This is a genomic window from Catenulispora pinisilvae, assembly GCF_015356865.1.
In the GTDB taxonomy this organism is placed as follows: Bacteria; Actinomycetota; Actinomycetes; order Streptomycetales; family Catenulisporaceae; genus Catenulispora; species Catenulispora pinisilvae.
In genome coordinates this window covers 36,472-57,242 of sequence record NZ_JAAFZA010000042.1, presented here as the reverse complement: position 1 = coordinate 57,242, position 20,771 = coordinate 36,472, and the positions used below count along the sequence as shown (strand labels likewise).

Annotated in this window: 18 protein-coding genes; 14 read left to right on the top strand and 4 right to left on the bottom strand. The window is 70.4% G+C overall.

Annotated elements, in window-relative coordinates; genetic code table 11:
- Positions 1-351: 351 nt before the first annotated feature.
- Positions 352-630 (bottom strand): hypothetical protein, encoded by a 279-nt coding sequence (locus IZR01_RS14460; protein WP_194897914.1) that lies wholly within the window; start codon positions 628-630, stop codon positions 352-354.
- 354 nt (positions 631-984) lie between these two features.
- On the opposite strand from IZR01_RS14460, the gene IZR01_RS14455 reads away from it, so the two are divergent.
- From IZR01_RS14455 to ispF, 3 genes are all read left to right on the top strand, one after another.
- Complete coding sequence (locus IZR01_RS14455; protein ID WP_194897915.1) at positions 985-1,467, top strand: CarD family transcriptional regulator; 483 nt, start codon at positions 985-987, stop codon at positions 1,465-1,467.
- A 135-nt stretch (positions 1,468-1,602) separates the two neighbouring features.
- Positions 1,603-2,391: a 2-C-methyl-D-erythritol 4-phosphate cytidylyltransferase gene (ispD, locus tag IZR01_RS14450; RefSeq protein WP_228559448.1), complete on the top strand. Its 789-nt coding sequence runs from the start codon at positions 1,603-1,605 to the stop codon at positions 2,389-2,391.
- 175 nt (positions 2,392-2,566) lie between these two features.
- Positions 2,567-3,049, top strand: coding sequence for a 2-C-methyl-D-erythritol 2,4-cyclodiphosphate synthase (gene ispF, locus IZR01_RS14445; RefSeq protein WP_194924119.1), 483 nt, complete (start codon positions 2,567-2,569; stop codon positions 3,047-3,049).
- A 206-nt stretch (positions 3,050-3,255) separates the two neighbouring features.
- Here the strand turns inward: ispF and IZR01_RS14440 are convergent, their stop codons facing one another.
- The gene (locus IZR01_RS14440) at positions 3,256-4,890 is read right to left on the bottom strand and encodes a phytoene desaturase family protein (RefSeq protein ID WP_194897925.1); all 1,635 of its coding nucleotides are present in this window, start codon (positions 4,888-4,890) and stop codon (positions 3,256-3,258) included.
- Between the two features lie 147 nt (positions 4,891-5,037).
- Here IZR01_RS14440 and IZR01_RS14435 point away from each other — a divergent pair, with 147 nt between their 5' ends.
- Complete coding sequence (locus tag IZR01_RS14435) at positions 5,038-6,267, top strand: tetratricopeptide repeat protein (RefSeq protein ID WP_194924118.1); 1,230 nt, start codon at positions 5,038-5,040, stop codon at positions 6,265-6,267.
- Between the two features lie 62 nt (positions 6,268-6,329).
- Here IZR01_RS14435 and IZR01_RS14430 read toward each other — a convergent pair whose 3' ends face one another.
- The gene (locus IZR01_RS14430) at positions 6,330-7,394 is read right to left on the bottom strand and encodes a serine hydrolase domain-containing protein (RefSeq protein WP_194924117.1); all 1,065 of its coding nucleotides are present in this window, start codon (positions 7,392-7,394) and stop codon (positions 6,330-6,332) included.
- 213 nt (positions 7,395-7,607) lie between these two features.
- Here IZR01_RS14430 and IZR01_RS14425 point away from each other — a divergent pair, with 213 nt between their 5' ends.
- Positions 7,608-8,327 carry a GbsR/MarR family transcriptional regulator gene (locus IZR01_RS14425; RefSeq protein WP_194924116.1) on the top strand — a complete coding sequence of 240 codons (720 nt, stop codon included), beginning with the start codon at positions 7,608-7,610 and terminating at the stop codon, positions 8,325-8,327.
- Positions 8,328-8,497: 170 nt separating this feature from the next.
- On the opposite strand, the gene IZR01_RS14420 is transcribed toward IZR01_RS14425, so the two are convergent.
- Entirely contained in the window at positions 8,498-9,700 is a 1,203-nt protein-coding gene (locus IZR01_RS14420; RefSeq protein ID WP_194924115.1) for a multidrug effflux MFS transporter, read from the bottom strand.
- A 122-nt stretch (positions 9,701-9,822) separates the two neighbouring features.
- Between IZR01_RS14420 and cysS the strand changes: the two genes are divergently transcribed.
- The 9 genes from cysS to IZR01_RS14375 all read left to right on the top strand — a co-directional run bounded on the left by cysS (position 9,823) and on the right by IZR01_RS14375 (position 20,102).
- Positions 9,823-11,232 carry a cysteine--tRNA ligase gene (cysS, locus tag IZR01_RS14415; RefSeq protein ID WP_194897922.1) on the top strand — a complete coding sequence of 470 codons (1,410 nt, stop codon included), beginning with the start codon at positions 9,823-9,825 and terminating at the stop codon, positions 11,230-11,232.
- Positions 11,233-11,393: 161 nt separating this feature from the next.
- Positions 11,394-12,419, top strand: coding sequence for a 23S rRNA (guanosine(2251)-2'-O)-methyltransferase RlmB (gene rlmB / locus IZR01_RS14410; protein ID WP_194924114.1), 1,026 nt, complete (start codon positions 11,394-11,396; stop codon positions 12,417-12,419).
- Positions 12,420-12,593: 174 nt separating this feature from the next.
- A complete protein-coding gene (gene speB / locus IZR01_RS14405; RefSeq protein WP_194924113.1) occupies positions 12,594-13,577 on the top strand; it encodes an agmatinase in 984 nt (327 codons plus the stop codon).
- A 28-nt stretch (positions 13,578-13,605) separates the two neighbouring features.
- A complete protein-coding gene (locus IZR01_RS14400; RefSeq protein ID WP_323747004.1) occupies positions 13,606-14,451 on the top strand; it encodes a PHP domain-containing protein in 846 nt (281 codons plus the stop codon).
- A 125-nt stretch (positions 14,452-14,576) separates the two neighbouring features.
- Positions 14,577-15,425, top strand: coding sequence for a carbon-nitrogen hydrolase family protein (locus IZR01_RS14395; protein ID WP_194899381.1), 849 nt, complete (start codon positions 14,577-14,579; stop codon positions 15,423-15,425).
- The gene (locus IZR01_RS14390) at positions 15,422-17,140 is read left to right on the top strand and encodes a flavin monoamine oxidase family protein (RefSeq protein ID WP_194899382.1); all 1,719 of its coding nucleotides are present in this window, start codon (positions 15,422-15,424) and stop codon (positions 17,138-17,140) included. Before IZR01_RS14395 ends, IZR01_RS14390 begins: the two co-directional genes overlap by 4 nt.
- 147 nt (positions 17,141-17,287) lie before the next feature.
- Positions 17,288-18,133 carry an AraC family transcriptional regulator gene (locus tag IZR01_RS53220; RefSeq protein WP_369125481.1) on the top strand — a complete coding sequence of 282 codons (846 nt, stop codon included), beginning with the start codon at positions 17,288-17,290 and terminating at the stop codon, positions 18,131-18,133.
- A gap of 67 nt (positions 18,134-18,200) precedes the next feature.
- A complete protein-coding gene (locus tag IZR01_RS14380; RefSeq protein ID WP_194899383.1) occupies positions 18,201-18,782 on the top strand; it encodes a dihydrofolate reductase family protein in 582 nt (193 codons plus the stop codon).
- Positions 18,783-18,914: 132 nt separating this feature from the next.
- Positions 18,915-20,102: a mannosyltransferase family protein gene (locus IZR01_RS14375; protein WP_194899384.1), complete on the top strand. Its 1,188-nt coding sequence runs from the start codon at positions 18,915-18,917 to the stop codon at positions 20,100-20,102.
- Positions 20,103-20,771: the final 669 nt, after the last annotated feature.

Here is a 20,771-nt window from a genome sequence, read left to right as displayed (position 1 = left end):
GGCGGGAGGGTGCTCTTCACGGCGGAACGGCTCCTAGACGGTCCAACTGGCTCACGGGCCGCCGCCGGTGTCGACCGTGGTGGGGCCGCCGATCCGGATGGATTTCGTGCGACTTTCCGACCATCCGATCAACGGCGGCTCGCAGCCAGTCTAAAAGGGCCTCAGATCAGGCCCGGGCCCGGGGGCCGTTCCATCGCCGTGATGTTCGCTACGCCGGCTGACCGAGCACGCCGGAAGGCGCCGTGGCGGAGCGTGTCAGAACCGTGCCGGCGGCGGCACGCGGTACCGCCGCCGGAGATCGGCGCAGAGCGTCTGCAGGCGGTAATGCCGGCAACGCAATAGCGCAGAGCGTCAGCTGTCACCGGGGAAGCGTCGCCAGAAGACCAGGAAGCCGAAGGCGTGCCCGATCCGCCGCACGAGCCGGGCCAGCGCCCGGAACGGCCACGCCAGCACCGCCCCGGTCTTCGCCCGGACCTTGGCCCACGCGACCTCCCGTCGGTAGGCCCGCACCTCGGCGTCGAGGGCGGAGATGTCGTCGGGGACGACCACGACTATGAAGCCGCCGTCGTCACCCGGATCGCCGAAGGAGCCGAAGGACTGATCGCCGTTGTCGCGACCTGGACTGTTCACCGGTGTATGCACCCACCCCACGCGTCGTCGGGAGCCGTAGCGTCATTGTGCGCTTCGCAGAGCGTTGTGCCCAGAGTTGCGGGGGCGTCAATCACGCGGGGAACAAACGATTTCCGCACGGCGCCGGCGATCGACTTCGATCGGGATCGACCAAGATCCACCATCGCGGTATACGGAGCTCGGCCGCCGCGCGATATGGAGATCGAATGGCGCGGATCGACGGCCATTGAACTGCGCAAGCACGGCGCGGGCGGGTTTGTCAAGCCCCCACGGGTACGCTGACCTGCGCAAACGGTCTTCAGAACGGGCGTACAACGTGGTATCCTGGAGAGCCACGGAAGGGGCACATATCACATGACGTTCAAAGTTGGCGAGACCGTGGTCTATCCCCATCACGGGGCCGCGCTCATCGAGGATATCGAGATCCGCGTGATCAAGGGCGAGCCGAAGGAATACCTCGTGCTCAAGGTCGCACAAGGTGATCTGACAGTACGCGTGCCCTCTGAGAAGGCCGAGTACGTCGGCGTGCGCGACGTGGTCGACCAAGGCGGTCTGGAGAAGGTCTTCGACGTGCTGCGCGCGCCGCACACCGAGGAGCCGACCAACTGGTCCCGCCGCTACAAGGCGAACATCGAGAAGATCCAGTCCGGCGACGTCATCAAGGTGGCCGAGGTGGTACGCGACCTGTGGCGCCGCGACCGCGACCGCGGGCTGTCGGCCGGTGAGAAGCGGATGCTGGCCAAGGCACGGCAGATCCTGGTCAGCGAACTGGCGCTGGCCGAGGCCACCAACGAGGACAAGGCGGACGCCATTCTCGACGAAGTCTTGGCTTCCTGACGCCTCTGACATCATCGCTTGTTCTGAATTACTTGGCACCATTCTTCTTTTCAGCATGAGCACGCCATCCGGCCCCGCGGCGATCAGCCGCCGGGGCCGGCGGCTTGTTGTGCGCTAATGTCCCGGGCCGTGAGCATGAGTACTGATCCCGCCGCCGAGGCCGGCCCCGCGACCGGGACCGACACCGGCGCTGACGCCGAGGCCGGACCCGACGCCACCGGCTCCGACACCACCGGCCGCGGCCGGGTGGCCGTGATCGTCCCGGCCGCCGGCAAGGGCGAGCGGCTGGGCCCGGGCGCCCCGAAGGCCCTGCGTGAGCTGGGCGGCTTCCCACTGCTGGTGCACGCGGTCCGCACCCTGGTGACGGCCCGTTCGGTGGACCTGGTCGTGGTGGCCGCGCCGCCGAGCGCCGAGGGCGTGGCCGAGGTGCAGCGGCTGCTGGCCGATCTGCCCGGCGACACCCGCGTGGTGGCCGGCGGCGACACCCGCCAGGAGTCGGTCGCGCTGGCGCTGGCGACCCTGCCGGAGGACTGCGACGTGGTGCTGGTCCACGACGCCGCTCGGGCGCTGACCCCGGTCGACGTGGTCGAAGCCGTGGTCGCGGCGGTCCGGGACGGGGCCGGCGCGGTGATCCCGGTGCTGCCGGTGGCCGACACCATCAAGGCGGTCGACGCGGACCTGGTGACCGCGACCGTGGACCGCTCCACCCTGCGCGCGGTCCAGACGCCGCAGGGCTTCACCCGCGACATACTCACCAAGGCACACGCGGCGGCCGACCCGACGCTCCCGGCGACCGACGACGCCGGACTGGTCGAAGCCCTCGGCCTGCCGGTGCGCACGGTGCCCGGACACGCCGAGGCCTTCAAGATCACCACCCCGTTCGACCTGGTCCTCGCCGAAGCCGTGCTCAGGAGACGCCGATGAGCGCGGCCCGGCACTCTGTCCGCCGCTACCCTGTCCGCCGCTGCCCCGACCGACTCGGGAAGCCGCCGATGACCACCACGAAGCCGCTCCCGCAGGCTGGCGGCACTCTGTCCGCCGCCACCCTGTCCACCGCCGCCACCCTGTCCGCCGCCCCGGCCAACCCAGGAAGCCGCCGATGACCACCGCACTCCCCCTCGTCGGCATCGGCGTCGACGTCCACGCCTTCGAAGAAGGCCGCGAGCTCTGGATCGCCGGGCTGCACTGGCCCGGCCAGACCGGCCTGGCCGGCCACTCCGACGCCGACGTGGTCGCGCACGCCGCCTGCAACGCCCTGTTCTCCGCGGCCGGCCTCGGCGACCTCGGCGCGCAGTTCGGCACCAGCGATCCGGAATGGGCCGGCGCCTCCGGGCTGAAGCTGCTCGGCGAGGCGGCCCGCCGGGTCCGCGAGGCCGGGTTCGAGATCGGCAACGTCTCGGTCCAGCTGGTCGGGGTCCGGCCCCGGGTCGGCAAGCGCCGAGCCGAGGCCGAGCAAGTACTCAGCGAAGCCGCCGGTGCCCCGATCCGGCTGGCCGCCGCGACCACCGACGGGCTCGGGTTCACCGGAAAGGGTGAAGGACTCGCCGGAATCGCGACCGCGATCGTGTTCCCGCGGACGTGAGCCTCAAGCAATCGTCAAACCGCGCCGACGGATTCCCGACCGCCCGGCGATCGCCCGGCGATCGCTCGCGCTCAGCCGCCCGCCGGTCACAGAGTGCCGACGCTGACCACCACGAAAATCATGATGATCACCCACGATCGTGGGTCTTAATTCGCGGACCCGGCACAACGCCGAAACCCCGTGTGCTAGGAATGGAAACGTGAACCTCATATCCCGCTGCTGCGCCTACGACCCGCGTCGGCGACGCGGTCGAGAACTGCACGTGCAGCGTTGTGGCCGGGGATTCCGGACACACCTCCTCCGCGGCGCGCGCCAGCGCCGCAGATGAGCACGTTGTCGATCCCGGTCTCCACGCCCCACTTGCCCACCTGGTCCGCGCGCTCGGCGTAGGGCCAGGACAGGTCCCGGTGGAAGATGTGCCCGCCGGGCATCGCCAGTTCGTCCTGCAGGTCCTCGGTGGTCTTGGCCTCCAGGCAGGGCTTGCCCTCGGCGTCCAGCGCGAGGCAGTCGGCCAGCGGCTCCTCCAGGTACGCGTCCAGCCCGGCCACCGCGCTGCGCACCATCTCGTCCTTCGTCGCGCCGCCGGGCAGCGTGTGCAGCGAGAACAGCGTCAGGGTCTGCACGTCCGGCCGCTTGAGCAGGTCCTTGCCCAGGATCGAGCGGTCGGTGAGGGTGTGGCAGTAGACCTCGGACGGCAGCGGGTCCGGCAGCTTGCCGGCGTGTGAGTCCTGATAGGCCTGCCGCAGGTGCGCGGCGCCCTCGTCGATGTGGAAGGTGCCGGCGAAGGCCACGTGCGGGTCGGCCCCGGACTTCAGCCGCGGCAGGTGGTCCAGCAGCATGTTGATCTTCATCTGGGTGCCCTGCGGCTGCGGGGCGTCGGCGCTGCCCCGGCCGAGCAGCCGGGTCAGTACCGCCGGGGCCACTCCGGCCAGGACGTAACCGGACTGGATCACCTGCTCGGTGCCATTGCGGTCGCGGTAGGTGACCTCGGCGCGGCCGCCGCCGGCGTCCGGTTCGATGTGCGTCACCTCAACCCCGGTGAGGATCCGGGCCCCGGCGTCGACGGCTGATCGGTGCAGCGCCTCGGTGACGCTTCCCATGCCGCCGATCGGCACCCGCCACTCGCCGCTGCCGTTGCCCATCACGTGGTACAGGAAGCACCGGTTCTGCTTCAGGCTGGCGTCCCCGGCCCAGGTGTCGGTGCCGATCAGGGCGTCGGTGAGCACGACGCCGCGCACCGTGTCGTCGCCGAAGAAACGCTCCACCGCCGCGCCGATCGGCTGCTCGAACACCCACTCCCAGGCCTGTCCGGCGCCCTCCTCGCGGACCAGCGCCTCCAACTGCCCGCGGCCCAGCAGCGGGTTCAGCAGGGTCGGGGAGATCGCCCGGGCCAGCCGGCTGAGCTGTTCGTAGAACCGGTTCCAGGCCTTGTACTCGGCCTCGCCCCCGGTCAGCCGGCGGAAGCTGTCCTCGGTGGCGGCGCCGGGGCGGCGCTCGACCAGCAGGCCGGTGTCGGCGCCGGCCCGGCGCACCGGGGTGTAGGAGGAGACCGGACGGCTGCGCAGCTCGATGACCAGTTCCAGGTTGCGCACGATCGTGTAAGGGAGCAGCGACACCAGGTAGGAGTAGCGCGACAGCCGGGCGTCCTGCCCGGCGAACGGAGAGGCGCTCACCGCCGCGCCGCCGACCGTGTCCAGCCGCTCCAGCAGGGTGACGTGCATCCCGGCCCGCGCCAGGTAAGCCGCGGCCACCAGGGCGTTGTGGCCGCCGCCGACCACGACGACGTCGTGCCGCGAGGCACCGGGGCGGGGCGTGCGCGCGGCTCGTTCAGGCAGTGCCACTGTCACGTCGGGCGTCCTTCCCTGGAGGAGTCCCGATCATCCCACGTCCGACTCCGGTAACGGCTGGGGTCTGGCATCCCGGCGTGCCGGTGGGGTATACCAGGCGACTGATAACCGGCGGTGCGTCCGGTCGAGGGGGGTTGCGGGATGTCCGGCGAGGCGAGTGAGCAAGAGGTCTGGTATCCGGCGGCGACGATGGACGCCGCCATCAAGGCCGAGGTCCGGGCAGCCGTCAGCGCGGCCGGGGAGGTGCTCGCCGCGGCCGACGAGGGCGACCCGGCCGGGGCGGCCGATCTCGAGGAAACCATGGTCGTGAAGTACGTTCCCCTTCCGGCCCCGGTGGAATCCGCCCCGGCCCGGGCTGTGACCACAGCGGAACCGACCGGCGGCCCGAGCCCGGACCAGATCGGCCGGCACATCGCCCGCGCCGAGGCGCTGGCCGAACTCGGCCGCCGCCGGCAGGCGCTGGACGTCCTCAACGAACTGATCGCGGCCGGCAGCCAGGACGTCCGGGTCTGGCGCTCGCTGGCCGCGGTCTATCTGGAGACCGGCGACGGCGAGAAGGCACTGCGCGCGGCGGACTGGGTCGTGACCTTCGCCCCGGGCGACGAGTGGGGCTACCGGCTGCGCGCCTCGGCCCTGCGGCTGCTGGAGCGCACCGACGAGGCCGTCGCCGCGGCCGAGGAGGCGGTGCGCCTGGGACCGCGGGTCTGGCAGAGCCGGGCCAGCCTGGCCGCCGCCCTGGAAGCCAGCGGCGACCTGTCCCAGGCCGCCGCCGAGGCCCGCCGCGCCTCCGAACTGGCCGCCGAACTCGACCCGGAATCCGAGCCGGAGGCACGGCACTTCGAGGAGTCGGTCGCCCGGGCCGACGAGGACGTCCCCGAACCGGTCGCCTTCGTCGCCGACCTGGAAGCCGTCCTGGCCTCCCGCCCCGGCCCGGACGACGAAAGCCTGGCCCACGTCGGCAACATGGTCCTGCGCGGCATGGAGTTCAGCGCGATCGCCGGCTGGCTGGTCGCCTTCGGCGGCGTGGCCATCCCCGGCTTCGACATCAGGTTCCTGATCCCGCTGGCGGTCGTGGCGGTGCTGGCCGTCTTCCTGGTCGGCCCGGCCCGCAAAGCCGGCCGCGACCTGTGGCGCTACCTGGTCGAGTACCTGTGGCAGGACACGAAGACCCGGGTGGCGCTGGTGATGACCATCGCCGCCCACGTCTTCATGATCACCGGCAGCTCGCTGGGCCACGTCCAGGGCGGCTCCACACTGATGGTGGGGCTGATCAGCCACCTGGTCGGCCGGCTGACGCTGCACCGGAAGGCACCGGAGCTGAGCCCGGTACGGCGCGGCGGCGCCCCGGCCGCACCGCGTACGGCGGCGTGACCGGGGACGCTCGGTTGAGGGGGACGCTCGGTTGAGGGAGGCGCCCGGTTGAGGGAGGCGGATCAGGCTTCGGCGAAGACCTCCGCCAGAAGCTCCGGGAACAGCTCCAGCGGCGGCATTCCCCAGTCCCCGTTGACGTTCACCACCGCGACCCGACGGCCGTCGCGCGTGCCGAACAGGTAGGTGAAGCTTCCGGAGATCAGGCCGCCGTGGCCGAACAGTTCAGTGCCGTCCGGAAGCGTGAAGGACGATATGCCAAGGCCGTAGCGGTAGCCGTCGAGCCAGACGCCGTCCGGGACCGGCGTCATCGCGAACATCTCGGCCGTCTGCTTCGGCGCCAGGAAGCGGCCGGAAAGCAGTGCGGACAGCAATACGGCCAGGTCTTCGGCGGTGGAGACGACCGATCCGGCGCCGAATCCGTCGCTCGCGTTCCGCTCGGTGACGTCGTGCAGCCGAGCGTCCAGGTCAGGCGAGTTCAGCTTGCTGTACAGCCGAGCCCCCTCGCCCCGATAGAACCGATCGGTGCCGGGGGAATACGTGTGCTTCAACTTCAGCGGCCGCGCGATGCGGTACTCGATGAGGTCCGCGAAGGACATGCCGCCGGCCTTCTCCAGGATCATCGCGGCGAGCACGAAGTTCGTGTTCGAGTATCCGAATCGCTCGCCCACCGGGAACTCGGCGGGATGTGACGTGGCTATCGCCACGAGTTGTTCGGGCGTATATGTGTCGTCGAGGTGATCGGGCAGGGCGGCGGTGAAGTAGTTCTCCATCAGCTGCGGATCACTTGTATAGGGGAAGATCCCACTGGTCTGACCGACCAGCCGCCGGATGGTGACGTCGGTCGGCCGCAGCCCTTCCGGCAGCAGCCCCGGCAGCCACCGCTCGACGGTGTCGTCCAGGCTGAGCTCTCGCTCGGCGGCGAGTTGGAGGACGAGCAGCGCGGTGAAGGTCTTCGTGATGCTGCCGACCCGGAATTCGTCGGTGGGCCGGCGCTCCCGACCGCTGACGATGTCGGCGACACCGGCGGCGTGGAACTCCGAGCGGCCGTCGGCGCGGATCAGGGCGACGGCGCCGGGGTAGTCGGCGACAGCGGCGGTGAGGACGGCCTGGATCGAGGTGGCGGACATGGCTGGCTCCTTGGGCTTGAGGTGGTGGTGCTGCGTGTTTGCGACAATCGAAACGCTATGTTGCGTTCACAGAATCATCAAGCACCGATTCGTGAAGCAAGTGCTGTCGGCACTGGTTAGGGCCTCGGGATTCTTGCAATGAGTTTGAAGGTGAATGCACGGAAGTCGGCATCGATGTTGCAATGAGATCCGGTCCGAGCGCAGACTGGATCCATGCCCGGAGGCCGTCTGACCCACTCCGACCGCCGCGCCATCGCCGCGGGGCTGGCCGCAGACCTGTCGTACAACGAGATCGCGAAGCGCCTGGAGCGTCCGACGTCGACCGTCACGAGAGAAGTGATGCGCAACGGCGGGCCGCTCGCCTATCGCGCGGACGGCGCGCACCAGGCGGCGCACCGCAAGGCCCGCCGCAGCAAGGCGGCGCGCGCCGCCGGACCGGGCGCGCTACCGTCAGCGGACTTCGGCCGCGACCCGGAAGTGGTGCGCGCGTACGCCGAGAGCCTGACGGGGATCCTGGAGAGTTCGGGAATGCCGCGGATGATGGCCGGCGTGCTGGCCTGTCTCTACACGGCCGACTCGGGCGGGATGACGTCCGCGGAGCTGGTGGCCCGGCTGCGGGTGAGTCCGGCCTCGATCTCGAAGGCGGTCGGATATCTGGAAACCCAGGAGCTGATCCAGCGCGGGCGGGGCCCGGACCGCCGCGACCGCTACGTCGTCGACGACGACGTCTGGTTCCGCGCGACGCTGGCCAGCGCGCGGCTGAACGACAGCATGGCGGCGGCGGCCCGCTCCGGCGTGGAGGTGCTCGGCGCCGGCACACCGGCCGGGGAACGTCTCCGCGAGATGAGCCGGTTCCTGGACCAGATCTCGCGCGATCTGGTGGCTTCGGCCGAACGGTGGCGGGCGGTACCGCCCGAGGCTGACGAAGCCTGACGCCCGCTACGCCGCGGACTGCCGCCTCACGCCACCGCGGCCTCACGCCAGCGCCAGCTCAAGCAATCGTCATCTCACGCCACTGCCAGTTCACGCCACCACCGCCACACGCCAGCGTCGGCTCACGCCACCACCGTCTCAACCCACTGCCAGTTCAAGCCACTACCAGCTCAAGCCACAGCCGGCTCCGCGACCGCTTCGCCGCCACCGGCCTCGCCGCCCTCCACCACCGCCGCCGGCGTCCGCACCAGCACCAGCCGCATCACCACCGCGGCGGCGCTCAGCCCGAAGATGACCAGCGCCATCGGCATCCCGCTGCTCTTGCTGCCCAACCCGGTCAGCGGCGCGAAGACGGCGCCGAACAGGAACTGGCCGGTGCCGATCAGCGCGGAGGCGGCGCCGGCCACCGCGGGTTCGTAGCCGGACAGCGCCAGCGCGGTGGCCTGGGGCGAGATCACGCCGATCGAGGACACCATCAGGAACAGCCCGGCCAGGGTCCCGGCCAGGTCGCCGTGGAAGAACGCGGTGGCCGCGAGCAGGATCGCGCTGCCGCCGAAGCACATCACCAGTCCCACACCGAGCAGCCGGGCCGGTGCCACCCGGCCCACCAGCCGGCCGCTGGCCTGGCCGGCGATCATAATGCCCAGGGCGTTGGCCCCGAAGGCGAAGCTGAACTCCTGCTTCGACAGGCCGTGGATGTTCTCCAGCACGAACGGCGAGCCGGAGATGTAGGCGAACATCGCCGCGAAGGCGAAGCCGCCGGTCAGGATGTAGCCCATGAAGCGCCGGTCGCGCATCAGGACCCGGAACGTCCGCAGGGTCGCCGGCAGCCCGCCGCGGGACGCGCCGCGCGCGGACGCGGGCAGCGTCTCCTTGAGCCCGAGCGTCGCGGCCAGCAGCAGCACTGCGCCGATCACCGTCAGCACCACGAACACCCCGCGCCAGCTCATGAACCGGGTCAGCTGGCCGCCGAGCACCGGGGCCAGGATCGGCGCGAGGCCGTTCACCAGCATCAGGGTGGAGAAGAACTTGGTGAGCGCGTCCCCGTCGTAGAGGTCGCGCACGATCGCCCGCGAGATAACCAGTCCCGCGGCGCCCGCGAGGCCCTGGAGTAGCCGCGCGGCGGTGAGTGAGTACACGTCGGGGGCCAGAGCACAGAACAGTGAGGTGGCCGCGTAGGCGACCAGCCCGACCGCCAGCGGCTTCTTCCGTCCCCAGGCGTCCGACATCGGCCCGGCCACCAGCTGGCCGACGGCCAGGCCGATCATGCAGGCGGTCAGCGTCAGCTGGACGTTCGCCTCGGGAGTGCGGAAGGAATGCGCAAGATCGGGAAGGGCCGGGAGGTACATGTCGAGCGACAAGGGCCCGAACATGGAAAGCGCTCCCAATATCAGGAGCAACTTCAAGGGAGCCCCACCTGAACGCTTCACCACCCTATGGAAGCACAACGCCGGAGAGGCCGATTCCGGCTGCCAACCCCCGGTATCCTTGGGGAATGACACTCCGCCTGTATGACACCGCCGCGCGAGCCACGCGCGAGTTCGTACCCGTCACACCAGGCAAGGTCTCGATCTACCTGTGTGGCGCCACCGTCCAGGCCCCGCCGCACATCGGCCACGTCCGCTCCAACCTCTCCTTCGACATCGTCCGGCGCTGGTTCGAGTACCGCGGGTACGACGTCACGTTCGTGCGGAACGTCACCGACATCGACGACAAGATCATCCGCAAGGCGGCCGAGCAGGACGTGGAGACCTGGCGGGTCGCGCAGGCCAACGAGTACGCGTTCCAGGACGCCTACCGGCTGCTGGGCTGCGAGGACCCCTCGGTCGAGCCGCGGGCGACCGGCCACATCCCCGAGATGATCGCGATGATGCGGACGCTCATCGACAACGGCCACGCCTACGCCGCCGGCGGCGACGTCTACTTCCGGGTGCGCTCCCTGCCCGAATACGGCGCGCTGGCCCACTTCAACGTGAACAACCTCGAAGAGCAGCCGCTGGACGACGTGGCCCCGGAGACGCACAAGGAGGACCCGCACGACTTCACGCTGTGGAAGGCGTCGAAGCCGGGCGAGCCGTTCTGGGACACGCCGTGGGGTCCGGGCCGTCCGGGCTGGCACCTGGAGTGCTCCGCGATGGCGCACCGCTACCTGGGGACGAACTTCGACATCCACGGCGGCGGCGTCGACCTGATCTTCCCGCACCACGAGAACGAGCAGGCGCAGTCGCACGCGTTCGGCGACAAGTTCACCAACTACTGGATGCACAACGGCTGGGTCACCCTCAAGAACGTGAAGATGTCCAAGTCGCTGGGCAACTCGGTGCTGGTCACCGAACTGGCCAAGCAGTACCGCCCGGTGGTGCTCCGCTACTACCTCGGCACCCCGCACTACCGCTCGATGATCGAGTACACCGACACCTCGCTGCACGAGGCCGACGCCGCGTACAGCCGCATCGAGGGCTTCGTCACCCGGGCCCTGGAGACGGTCGGCCCGACCGAGGCGGCGGCCGAGGTCCCGGCGGCGTTCGCGGAGTCGATGGACGACGACTTCGGCGTCCCCGGCGCGGTGGCGGTCCTGCACAACACCGTGCGCGAGGGCAACACCGCCCTGGCCGGGGGCGACAAGGAAGGCGTCGCGACGCACCTGGCCTCGGTGCTGACGATGCTGGACGTCCTGGGCCTGAACCCGCTGGCCGAGCCCTGGAGCGGGGCGGCCGGCACCGCCGGCTCCGGCACCGACCTGCGGCCGGTCGTCGACACCCTGGTCAAGGTGGCGCTGGAGCAGCGGCAGGCGGCGCGCGAGCGCAAGGACTACGCCGCCTCCGACGCCATCCGCGACCAGCTGGCCCGGGCCGGCGTCACCGTCGAGGACACCCCCGGCGGTCCGCGCTGGACCGTCAACTAGCGGATAGCTAGCGGGCCACTAGCAGGCCACTAACGGGCCACTAACCAGCGGGGCCGGTCGCCTAGGCGGCCTCACCCGACCGTGCCCCCGCCGCGCTCCAGGTAGCGTGAGGCGGGGGCGCGTTTCCCTGAGCACCGGACTTCACGAAGGAAACAGACATCATGGCGAGCAAGGGCGGCGGCACCGGCGGCCGAGCGAACAAGCCGGGCGCTTCGAGCTCGAGGAAGGGCGCCCAGAAGGGCTCCGGCGGCCAGCGCCGCCAGGGCCTGGAGGGCCGCGGCCCGACCCCGAAGGCCGAGGAGCGCACCGGGCACCCGGCGGCCCGCAAGGCCAAGTCCGCGGCCAAGCGCGGCGCGGCTGCGAACGCCGCGAACACCCGCTCGGCCGCCGGCACGCGCGCCACGTCCCGCCCGGTCCGGCGCACCCCCGGCAAGGGCGAGGCCGAGCAGGTCGCCGGCCGCAACTCGGTGGTCGAGGCGCTGCGGGCGCAGGTGCCGGCCAAGGCCCTGTACGTCGCGCAGTACATCGACAGCGACGACCGGGTCCGGGAGTCCATGAAGCTGGCCATGGAGCAGGGCGTCCCGCTGCTGGAGGCCCCGCGGCACGAGCTGGACCGGATGACCAACGGGACCCTGCACCAGGGCATGATGCTGGTGATGCCGCCGTACGAGTACGCGCACCCGGACGACCTCCTGGAGCAGGTGTTCGCCGCCGGCGACACCCCGCTGTTCGCGGCGCTGGACGGCGTCACCGACCCGCGCAACCTCGGCGCCGTGATGCGCTCGGTGGCGGCCTTCGGCGGGCAAGGCGTGATCGTGCCGGAGCGGCGCGCGGCGGGCATGACGGCCGGCGCGTGGAAGGCCGCGGCCGGCGCCGGGGCCCGGCTGCCCGTGGCCCGCGCCGGGAACCTGACCCGCGCGCTGGAGGCGTACAAGAAGCAGGGCGTGATGATCGCCGGCCTCGCCGCCGACGGCACGGTGCCGCTGCACAACCTGGAGATCGCGACCGAGCCGCTGTGCCTGGTCGTCGGGTCCGAGGGCAAGGGCATGTCGCGACTGGTGTCCGAGCTCTGCGACGTCACGGTCTCGATCCCGATCGCCTCCACGACCGAATCGCTGAACGCCGGTGTGGCGGCCGGGATCGCACTCTACGAGGTCAGCCGGCGGCGCGCCGAGTCGCGTGGTTGAACCTGGTTGAAGCTGGTTGAACCCGCCGCATCGGGGCACCAGGCACTCTCGCAACCCGCACCACTCAGGCACTCACGCACCACGTACGCACCGCCGCAGCACGCAGGCACCACCGCACCACGCAGGTTCCACCGCACCACCGCACCACAAGTTCCACAGCAAGGAGGCGGCTCAATGCCGAGCACCGAAGAGGGCAGCACCGGACGTCCGGCCCCGATAGGCCCGATCGACTCCTCGAAGACCCCGCGCTACGCGGGCTTCGCGACATTCGCCCGGCTGCCACGTCTGGACCAGCTCCCAGCCGGAGAGAAGGCGGACGTCGCGATCCTCGGCGCCCCCTTCGACGCCGGCGTGTCCTACCGTCCCGGCGCCCGCTTCGCCCCGGCGGCGGTGCGTGAGGCCTCGCGGCTGCTCCGGCCCTACAACCCGGGCCTGGACTTCTCGCCCTTCGAGGCGGTGCAGGTCGCCGACGCCGGCGACATCGCCATCAACCCGTTCCTGATGAACGAGGCGTTGGAGCAGATCGAGGCGCACTCCGACGAGCTGGTCCGGGCCGGCTCCAAGCTGGTGACGATCGGCGGCGACCACACCATCGCCCTGCCCCTGCTGCGCACCATGGCCCGGCAGCACGGCCCGGTGGCGCTGCTGCACTTCGACGCGCACCTGGACACCTGGGACACGTACTTCGGCGCGCCGTACACCCACGGCACCCCGTTCCGCCGCGCCTTCGAGGAGCGCATCCTGGACTCCTCGGCGGTGGCGCACGTCGGCACCCGGGGCCCGCTGTACAGCAAGCGGGACCTCAGCGACGACCAGCGCATGGGCTTCGGCATCGTGACGTCCGCGGACGTCATGCGCCAGGGCGTGGACGCCGCGGCGCAGGCGCTGCGCGAGCGGATCGGCGACCGGCCGGTCTACATCTCGATCGACATCGACGTCCTGGACCCCGCGCACGCCCCCGGCACCGGCACCCCGGAGGCCGGCGGCATGACCAGCCGCGAACTGCTGGAGATCCTGCGCGGCCTGGACGACCTGAACCTGGTCGGCGCCGACGTGGTCGAGGTGGCCCCGGCCTACGACCACGCCGAGATCACCTCGATCGCCGCCGCGCACGTGGCCTACGATCTCGTGACGTTGCTGGCGATGCGGGGGCGGTGAGGCGCCGCCCCTGAAAGGGGGAGTTCCGGTGCTGCCACCCGACAACCACGTCCACAGCGAGTACTCGTGGGACGCGCTCGCCGGTTCGATGGAGCGGACCTGCGAGCGCGCCGTCGCGATCGGGCTGCCGTCGGTCGCGTTCACCGAGCACGCGGACTTCAGCATCTCGGAGCTGATGCCGGAGAACTGGTACCCGGAGCAGTGGCAGCGCTACGTCGAGGTGGTTGACGGTCACAGCATTCTCACTCCTCCGGCGATAGACCTCGCCAGCTATCTGGAGACGCTGGAGCGCTGCCGCGACCGCTTCCCGACGCTGCGCATCCTGTCCGGGGTGGAGCTCAGCGAGGCGCACTGGTTCCCGGACCAGACCGCGGATCTCCTTCACCGCGGCGGGTTCCAGCGGATCCTCGCCTCGCTGCACACCTCATCAGCGCGCGACGAGGATTACGCCGACATAACCGCGAGCATCAAGCGGGGCGACCCGATCGCCGAGTACCGCGGGTATCTAGCCGAGGCGGTGCGGTTGATCGAGGAATACGACGGGTTCGAAGTGCTCACGCACATCGACTATCCGGTGCGGAATTGGCCTCACGAGCGGATTCCCTTTGATCTCTCGGTCTTCGAGGGCGACATCCGGCTGGTACTGCGGACACTGGCGAGCGCCGACAAGATCATGGAGTTCAATACCCGGATCCCGCTCGATCCGCGGGTGGTCGGCTGGTGGCGGCAGGAGGGCGGCAAGGGCGTCTCCTTCGCGTCGGACGCACACGTGCCCGAGGCAGTCGCGCGCGGCTTCAAGGAAGCCGCCGAGGTGGCGCGCGCCGCCGGGTTCAAGCCCGGCGCAGATCTGTTCGATTTCTGGGTCCGCGACTGATCCGCGACTGATCCGCCACCGCCCCACCTCGCCGCACCCTCGCCCCACCCACATGTCGAGTCCGCTCCACCACCCTCGCCACCACGGCGAGATGCGATCCGCCGCTCCGCACCTACGCTGAACCTATGACTCTGCGGCTGGCCTGCCTCCAAGCCCCGGCGACCGATCACCCCGACGGCGCTCCCGACCCGGTCGCCGACCGCCGCGCCAACCTGGCCGCGCTGGCCGACGCCGCGGCCCAGGCCTCGGCCGCCGGCGCGCGGCTGCTGATCACGCCCGAGATGTACCTCACCGGCTACCACCTGGGCGCCGAGGTGATCGCCGGGCTGGCCGAGGAACGGTTCGGGCCGTCCCAGCAGGAGGTGTCCGCGACCGCCGCCAAGCATGGGATCGCCATTCTGTACGGCTACCCCGAGCGGGACGGCGACGGCGTCGTCTACAACGCCGTGCAGCTGATCGGCGGCGACGGCGTCCCGAAGGCCAACTACCGCAAGACGCACCTGTTCGGCGACGTGGACCGCGAGGCGTTCGCGCCGGGTTCGGAGCTGGTGGTGCAGGCGGACCTGGACGGCGTCCGGGTCGGCTTCCTGATCTGCTACGACGTCGAGTTCCCGGAGGCGGTGCGCGCACACACCGACGCCGGGACCCAGCTGCTGCTGGTGCCGACCGCCTTGATGCGGCCGTACGAGTACGTGCCGCGGCAGATCGTGCCGGCCCGGGCGATCGAATCGCAGCTGTTCGTGGCCTACGTGAACCGGGTCGGGGTGGAGCGCGACTTCGTCTACGCCGGCGAGACCCGGGTGGTGGCGCCGGACGGCCGGGAGCTGGTGGTCGGCGCGGACCACGAGGAACTGCTGCTGGCCGACGTGGACCCGGCGGACCTGGCCGCCTCCCGCGATCTGAACACGTATCTGCAAGACCGGCGCACCGACCTGTACCGCACCGCCGGCGTGACCCCGAAGGCAAACTCATGACGTCCGCTGTCCCGGCCACCGTCCACGAGGTCACCGACCACGTGCAGTGTGAGTCCCACAAGCCGATCACCATGTTCGGCCCCGATTTCCCGTTCGCCTACGACGACTACGTCGCGCACCCGGCGGGCCTGGGCTCGGTGCCGGAGGCGGCGTACGGGACCGAGGTCGCGGTGATCGGCGGCGGGCTGTCCGGGATGGTGGCCGCGCACGAGCTGCTGAAGCTGGGGCTCAAGCCGGTGGTGTACGAGGCCGACGAGCTGGGCGGCCGGATGCGCTCGACGCCGTTCCCGGGCGTGCCGGGCTCGATGGCCGAGATGGGCGCGATGCGGTTCCCGCCGTCCTCGACGACGCTGTTCTCCTACTTCGACCGCGCGGGGCTGCGCACCGAGCCGTTCCCGAACCCGCTGGACGCCGCGACCCCGTCCACGGTCATCGATCTGAAGGGCGTCAGCCACTACGCCACCGGCCTGGACGACCTGCCGGCGGTCTACCACGAGGTCGCCGACGCCTGGGCCGACGCGCTGGACGACCCGGCGCACGGCGCCGAGTTCTCCGCGATGCAGCAGGCGATCCGGGAGCGGGACACCGCGACGGTGCGCGCGATCTGGGGCCGCCTGGTCCCGCGGCTGGACGACACCTCGTTCTACGGCTTCCTGGCGGCCAGCCCGGCGTTCAAGTCCTTCCGGCACCGCGAGGTCTTCGGCCAGGTCGGCTTCGGCACCGGCGGCTGGGACACCGACTTCCCGAACTCGATGCTGGAGATCCTGCGCGTCGTCTACACCGGCGCCGACGACCACCACCGGCGCGTGGTGGGCGGCTGCCAGCAACTGCCGCTGCGGCTGTGGTCGCAGGCCCCTGACACCCTCGCCCACTGGCCGGCCGGCACCACGGTCCGGTCCCTGCACGAGAACGGCCACCCCCGGCCCGCGGTCACCCGCATGTACCGCACCGGCCGCGGCGTCACCGTCGCCGACGCCGCCAACGAGATCCGCACGTATCCGGCCGCGGTCTTCACCGCGCAGGCCTGGATGATGCTCTCGAAGATCAAGGTGGACGAGGCCCTGCTCGCCACGGACGTCTGGACCGCGGTCGAGCGCGCGCACTACATGGGGGCCTCGAAACTGTTCGTGGTCGTCGACCGCCCCTTCTGGCTCGATCCCTCCCGCGAGGACCCGACCCGCGACACCATGTCGATGACCCTCACCGACCGCATGCCGCGCGGCGTGTATCTGCTGGACGACGGACCGGACAAGCCGGGCGTGATGTGCCTGTCGTACACCTGGGTCGACGACTCGATGAAGTTCGTGCCGCTGTCCCGCGAGGAACGCCTGGAGGTGGTCCTGGCGTCGCTGGCCGAGATCTACCCGAACGTCGACATCCGATCGCACATCATCGGCACCCCGCTGACCGTCTCCTGGGAGACCGAGCCCTACTTCATGGGCGCCTTCAAGGCGAACCTCCCCGGCCAGTACCGCTACCAGCGCCGCCTGTACACCCACTTCATGCAGGAAGGCCTGCCGGAGCACCAGCGCGGCCTGTTCCTGGCCGGCGACGACATCTCCTGGACCGCCGGCTGGGCCGAGGGCGCGGTGACCACTGCGTTGAACGCGGTGTGGGGTGTGATGAAGCACTTCGGGGGATCCACGAGCCCTGAGAACCCGGGGCCGGGCGACGTCTTCGACGAGATCGCGCCGCCGCTGTTGGACGAGGGGTAGTCGGCGGGCGGCGGGGCGGCGGGTCAGCGGGTCGGCATGCCGGTTCTGGCAGCGCGGTGCGCGGCTGGAATGACCGGCAGCATGGTGCGCGGCCGGGGCGGTGCGCGACCGGGCGCTCGCGCGGACACGCTGCGCATAAGGGATGCTGTGCGTGTGGAGTACGTGTCCAGAGTGCCGCGACCGCCCCTGGACGGGCTGATCGATGACCTCTACTACCTGGAGGGCGCGCCGCCGTACGCCCGGCTGATGCTGCCGCCGATGCCGGCGGCGCTGCTCATCGTCAACCTCGGGGAGCCGTTCCGCATCCGCGGCGGCATCGACACCGAGACGGCCGAGTACACCGACGGCTGCGTAATCACCATGCCCACCCGCGCGTTGGAGTTCGGCTACCCACTGCGGACCCGGTCCGTCGGCGTGCACTTCAAGCCGTGGGGGCTGGCGCCGTTCCTGTCGATGCCCGCGGCCGAGCTGTGTGACCGGCCGGTGACGATAGAGCAGGTTTGGGACCGGCCCGCCGTTGCTGAGCTGCGAGACCGGCTGGCCACGGCGGACGGGCCGCACGAGATGCTGGCGCTGCTTGAGCAGGAGCTGACGCGACGGCTGTGCGAGACCGCCGGCCTGGGGCTGGTCCGCCACACGAGCAGCATCATCGCGGCGACCGGCGGGGCGGTGGCGATCGGCGGCCTGAACGCGGCAGCCGGTGTCAGCAGCACTCATCTGGCCCAGCGGTTCAAGGAGCTCATCGGCATCACGCCGAAGCGGCTGGCCCGGACCCACCGCTTCGCCGCCACCGTGTTCGCGATCAACCCCGCCGGCCCCGTCGACTGGGCCGACCTCGCCGGTGACGCGGGCTACTTCGACCAGGCCCACTTCGACCACGAGTTCCGGGCCTTCACCGGGCTCACGCCGACCCGGTACCTCGAAGTCCGGCGGCGGTTCCTGCGCGAACATCCCGGCCACGTGCTGGACAGCTGGCCACTGCCGGCCGATTGATTTCTTACAAGACCGACAGCTCACAACACGTTAACTTCGAGGGACCCCAAAAGCAGAGGAGGGCCCCGTGGGCAAAGTAGTCATGTACAGCTCAGTGTCGGTAGACGGCTTCATCGCGGACGAGAACGACCAGACCGGACCGCTGTTCGACTGGTTGCTCAGCGGTGACGTGCCGTTGGACGAGAGCGGCGTCTTGAAGGTGTCGCAGACGTCCTACGACTACGTCCGGCCGTACTGGGACCAGATCGGGGCGACGATCGTCGGCCGCCACGTCTTCGACATGACGAACGGCTGGGACGGGACCCCTCCGGCCGGGGTCGACCACGTCGTCGTCGTGACCCACCGGGGCAGGCCCGAGGGCTGGTACCCCGAGGCGCCGTTCTCCTTCGCCGACGGCGTCGAGGCCGCCGTGGCCAAGGCGCAGGAGCTCGCGGGTGACCGCGTGGTCGAGGTCGCCGCCGGCGACGTCGGTGGCCAGGTGCTTGCCGCGGGCCTGATCGACGAGGTGCGCATGGACGTCGTACCCGTGGTGTTCGGGTCCGGCAAACGCTACTTCGGGCCGGTCGACGCACAACGCCTGTTGGAGGATCCTGACGAGGCGATTCAGGGCAACCGGGTACTCCACCTGCGCTATCGAGTACGCCAGTAGCACTCCAACCACCGCGGGCCGAGTAGGCAACGCCGTTCCCGGCACGCTACGCTCGGCCCGCATGTGGTCCATAGCTCTTCTGTGGACGGGGTAAGCGGGCGCTCACCGTGCGCTCGGTCTGGGAGGTACGCGGTGGCGGCTGTCGTTCAGGAGGACCCCGGTCCGGCCGTTCAGGACCCCGGTTCGAGGACGACCGCGGCCGATCTCGCGGCGACGTTCCGCCGAGCGGCCCTGACCCGCGCCAACAGCGTGACAGCCGGCGTCTACCTCGGACTGCACCTGATCTCGGTGCTCTCGCTGCTGTGGCTCCTGCATGTGCGGAAGCAGTCACTCGACGTCCTGGTGCACACGCCTCCCCACGCGTGGGACTCGACCTTCTACATCGAGGTGGCGCGCGGCGGCTACCAGCGCGGGTTCGACTACGCCTTCTTCCCGCTCTATCCCGCCCTGCTGCGCGGGGTGCAGACAGTCTCCGGCCTGAGCTACCTACAGGCCGGCGTACTGGCCTCGGTCATCGCCGGCACGGTCGCGGCGCTGGGCATCCGGCGCGTGGGCGAGCGGGTGGCCGGCCCCCGGGCCGGACTGGTGCTGGTGGCGCTGTTCGCACTGGCGCCGACGGCCGTGGTGCAGGTCGCACCCTACGGCGACGTGCTGTTCGTCGCGTTCGCGGCGTGGGCGCTACACGCACTGCTACGGCGCGCGTGGATCACCGCCGGAGTGCTGGCCTTCTTCGGCGGCCTCACCCGACCATCCGCCTCCGCACTGATCGCGACCGTCGGCCTGGTCGCCCTGGTGGCGGTCATCCGCCGCCAGGACGGGTGGCGGCCCTGGGCGGGTGCGGCGATCGCGCCCCTGGGGATGCTGGGCTACATGGTCGCCGTCGGCCGCCACTTCGGCCACCTCGACGCCTACTTCAAGGTCCAGCGCTCGCTGTGGAACAACTGGTTCGACGGCGGCGCCACCACCTTCGACGAGTTCTCGAAGCTGGTAGACGGCCGCCTCGACAACCCGTCGACGATGGAACTGATCGCCATCCTGGCCATGGTCACGGTGCCGTTCCTCCTAGCCCTGATGATCCGCCGTACCCTCCCCTGGGAACTGATCGCGTACTGCGCACTCGTGGCGGCCCTGGTCCTGGGCAGCCACCGCTCGATCACCACGACACCACGCGAGCTGATGCCGGCGTTCCCGTTGCTCATCCCCGTGGCGCGGACGCTTTCCCGGTCGGGGACGCGGGGGCTCGCGGTCTGCTTCGTTGCTGTCGCGGTGATGTCGGCTTGGTTTGCTTGGTATTTGCCGATTCAGTATGGGGTTCCGTAGCGGGGCTGGTTGCGGTTTGTTTGTGGGTTTTAGAAGCTTTTTACGGCCTTCGGTAGAAGTTGTGCCGGTTCGGGGTTCGGGGCGGTGGGTGTGTTTGTCGGCTGCCGGTTTACGTGTTCACGACCCCGGCGCATCTCAGGCCTCTTCAACTCCGGCAAGTTGGAACAAGAGCCAGATCGAGATCAACAGCAAGGTCAACGACACAGGTCAAGGGCAAGATCAACAGCAAGATCAACAGCAAGATCAAAAACTGTGATGAAGAGCCCGGCGCCTCCGGCGGGGGCTCTCGGCTCCCTCGGGGAACTGGCGCTGCTCCATAGGGTGGCCGGGTCAGGGCCCTGCGGCGGCGGTTTGTGAGGTGGTTGCGGTCCGTTCCCCACGGCCGCGTCGTCAGCCCCAAGGGGTACAGCGCCGAACCCCGGGAGTAAAGTCCGCGCCCTTGCGGTCAGGCGTGCAGGTGGCGGCCGCGTACAGCGCGAACTTGACTCCCGAGAACCGGCACTGTAGGCAAAGCCCTGCCGACGCGACCGAGGGGAACGAACCGAAAACCGACCGGAAGAAAAGCAATCACAGGGCCCGTAGACGCAGCCTAGCGATGCGGCCGCCGGTGAGGCCCCGGGGACGGGCCGGTGGTCAGCTGGTCGGCGACATACCCGCCTTCTGATGGTC